Annotated in this window: 2 protein-coding genes, 1 tRNA gene and 1 pseudogene; 2 read left to right on the plus strand and 2 right to left on the minus strand. The window is 64.4% G+C overall.

Annotation, left to right across the window (positions count from 1 at the left end):
* Positions 1-266: pseudogene (locus U9983_RS27150) on the plus strand (hypothetical protein); the annotation flags it as partial.
* An 84-nt stretch (positions 267-350) separates the two neighbouring features.
* Entirely contained in the window at positions 351-500 is a 150-nt protein-coding gene (locus U9983_RS27155) for a hypothetical protein (protein WP_322756741.1), read from the plus strand.
* Between the two features lie 91 nt (positions 501-591).
* Here the strand turns inward: U9983_RS27155 and U9983_RS27160 are convergent.
* A tRNA-Met gene (locus U9983_RS27160) sits at positions 592-668 on the minus strand.
* Positions 669-743: 75 nt separating this feature from the next.
* Positions 744-3,599 (minus strand): UPF0182 family protein (locus tag U9983_RS27165; RefSeq protein WP_322756742.1); only part of this gene is annotated, 2,856 nt, incomplete at its 5' end.

The raw sequence follows: 3,599 nt of genomic DNA on the forward strand, positions 1-3,599 counted from the left end.
CCCACGGAGGCCACACCGCCCTGGACAACCTCGTACTGACCTGCAGCCAGCACCACCGAACACTCCACCACAGCGACTGGCAGGTACGCATCGCTGGCGACGGTGTTCCCGAGTGGATTCCCCCGGGATGGATCGACCCGACCCGCACCCCCCGGCGCAACCCCTACCGCCGCACCCTCCACAACACCTGGACCGATCATGAAACGGGGACCGGCCACAGCACACGGGACGGCACCGGCGACGATCTCTTCGACGGCGTTCCCTGATACCAGATGGCGGCGGGGCACGGATGTGAGCCTGCGACCGCTGGACTGAAAGGCAGTCGTATCGGCGGTGGTCGCTGACCACGTATGTGCAGCGAACGGGTCGGCCATGCCTCCGTGGCGTTCACCATGGGCACCTACCTCGATACCGATCTTGACGCCGACCGTGAGGTTGCCCGCGCGATCGCAGATCTGATCTTGGGTGGGATGGGACCCGAGTGGGGCCCTCCGGAGTAGCAGTTTCGAGGTCTCGCCTACAGATTCGCCTACACGGACGCGAAAAAGGCCCCGGAGAAGATCTCTCCGGGGCCTTCGCCCTGGTACTGCGTGGTAGCGGGGACAGGATTTGAACCTGTGACCTCTGGGTTATGAGCCCAGCGAGCTACCGAGCTGCTCCACCCCGCGTCGGTGTGAGTTCACCTTATAGGACGCTGGGTGGGGGTTGTCAAATGAGCTTGATCAAAAGTCCGATCGGCCCGGCTACCCGCCTGGCGGCGACGTGGACGTGGTCGCCACCGGGGCCACCGGGGCCGCTGCCGGCCCCGGACTCGCACCCGCAGCGCCGGCCTGGGGAGACGCCGGCGCGGCGGCTGAGGGCGATGCCGACGGCGTGGGACTGGGACTCGCCGAGGCGGCAGGCACCCCCGTGAGCCGTGCCAGCCGGTTCAGCGCGTCGGACAGATCCTTCTGCGCGGCACCGTATGCGGCGAAGTCCGGCGGAGTCTTGCGCAACGCGTCCTGCCCGGCGGCAAAGGCACGGTCAGCATCCACGATCGCCTGCTGGATCTCCGGACTACTGGTCGTTCCCGGTGATGGCGTGGTACCCGGTGGCGTGGTGGTACCCGGTGGCGTGGTGGCGCCCGGTGGTGTCGTGCCGTTGGGTGTCGTGGCGCTCGCACCGAAGACCTGTCTCAGGGCCTCGTCCAGGGTCGGCGCGAAGCCGATCCGATCACCGAACACCGCGGCTACCCGCTGCAACGTCGGGTATACCGCGTTCTCCCGCGCCTGGACGTAGTACGGCTCGATATAGAGCAGACCACCGGCCACCGGCAGGGTGAGCAGGTTCCCCTGGATCGTCTGCGATCCCTCACCCCGCAGCAGGCTCAGCTCCTTGGAGATCTCCCCCTTGGACTCGATGAGGTTCTGCACCTGTACCGGCCCGTTGATGGTCACGCCCTTCGGCAGCCGTAGCACCTGGAACTCTCCGTAATTACCCGGATCGCTCGACACGGCCATATAGGCCGCGAGCTTCGACGAACCCTTCGCCAGCAACGGCGAGGTCAGATTGAACGAAGGCTGCGAATGATCGACGAGCTGGCTGTACACGTAGAAGGGTGGTTGTGGCTGGTTCTGGTTGTCCGGTGACGGCGAGACCGCCCAGAAGTCCTCCTGGGAGTAGAAGTCACGCGGATTGAGTACATGGTAGGAGGCGAGAAGGTCCCGCTGGACCTTGAACAGGTCCTCCGGGTAGCGCAGGTGCTCCAGCAGCCCGGCCGGCATTTCCTTCTTCGGTTTGACGGTCCCGGGGAACGCGCTCATCCACGTCCGGAGTACCGGGTCGGACTCGTCCCAGGCGTAGAGGGAGACATTTCCGTCGTACGCGTCGACGGTCGCCTTCACCGAGTTGCGAATGTAGTTGACCTCGCTGGCCCCCTGCGCGGACCGGTTTGACGCGCGGCCCGTCACGGCATCGGCGGTAACCGAACCGAGTGTCTTACGCTCGGCGTATGGATATCCATCGGACGTGGTGTAACCGTCGAGGATCCACACCACCCTCCCGTTGACGACCGCCGGGTAGGGATCGCCGTCGAGCGTGAGCCAGGGCGCGACCTGACTCACCCGCTCACGCGGGTTGCGGACGTACAGAATGCGGGACTTCCCGGTTATGTCACCCGACAGCAGTATGTTCTTCTCCTGGAACCGCAGCGCGAACAGCGCCCGGCGAAACGTCGAGCCGATCGACACGCCGCCGGAACCGTCGTACGTCGTCGTCGACTCGCTGTTCTCAGTCGCGCCCGGTCCGTCGATCTCCGCCTGCTTCGTGCCGACGATCGAGTACCCTGGAAACATCTCACCGAAGTAGATCCGGCTCTCGGTCAGGCCCAGCGGCCCGGTGGGTGGCAGGTTCAGCTCAGCGAACTTCGGCTGCCCGAGTTCGTTAATGGTATTCGCCGGCGCCGCGACGAAGCCCTTGCCGTGCGTGTATGTCAGATGCAGATTAATCCAGTTCCGCTGCTGCTCGGAGAGACCGTTCTGGTCGAGTTCCCGGACGGAGACCACATAGTCGTGGGTCGCGGGCTGGCCGTCCGATCCGGCGACCGTGTAGCGGTCGATGTCCAGCGACGGCGGGAAGCCGTAGTAATTGCGGATCTGCTGAAGCTGGTCGTAGGTCAGGGACAACCGGTTGGGATCCAGCAGGCGGACATTGGACAACGTCGCCGAATCAGCACCGAGCTTCGCGGTGTCGGGAGTGGTGCCCGCATTATAGGACTGTGGGTCTATCTTCTGTATCGCGTATGCCGCGCGGGTCGCCTCGATGTTGCGGCTGATGTAGGGCGCCTCACGGGACGCCTCGTTCGGCCTGACCTGGAACTGCTGGACGATCGCCGGATAGATTCCGCCGACCACCAGGGCTGACAGCACCAGTATCCCCGCGGACAGCAGGGGCAACGTCCAGCCGCGCTGGAAGATGTTGTAGATGAACAGCACCGCGCACAGCAGTGAGATGAACAGCAGGATGAGTTTGGCCGGCAGTACGGCATGGGTGTCGGTGTAGGAGGCACCGTTGACGACCCCGCGCGAGGAAAACACCAGCCCGAACCGGTCGAGGTAGTAGGCCCAGGCCTTGAGCAGGGCGAGTAGCCCCAACAGGACGGATATGTGCGCCTTCGCGGCCGGCACCACCCGTTCTCCCTGGGTCTGCAGCCGGATACCACCGAACAGGTAATGCGTCAGCACCGCCACCAGCAACGACAGCACCACGGTCGTCAACAGAAAACCCAGCAGGAAACGCTGGAACGGGTACGTGAAAGCGTAGTAGCTGATGTCACGATGGAACTGCGGGTCCCGTTGCCCAAAGGGTTTGCCATTGAGCCACAACAGCCACGTCCGCCATCGACCGGATGCCGAGACACCCGCTACGATACCGAACAACGCCGAGACCACGATCAAGATCAAAACCGAATACGGTTCAACCGCCACCCGGTACCGCTCGAGGTTCTGCTGCTCGAGTGACAGGGGGCGGATCGGCGGTCGCAGTCGGTACGCGAGCACAAGGTTGGTGCCGACCGCCACGGCCATCAGAGCACCGAAGAGGACGAACAACAGTATCCTGTC

The organism is Protofrankia sp. Cas3 (assembly GCF_963555955.1).
GTDB lineage: Bacteria > Actinomycetota > Actinomycetes > Frankiales > Frankiaceae > Protofrankia.

What these genes read in the sequence shown, in the direction of transcription:
- U9983_RS27155 (WP_322756741.1), top strand. Translation starts at nt 351, where the DNA reads ATGTGCAGCGAACGGGTCGGCCATGCCTCCGTGGCGTTCACCATGGGC.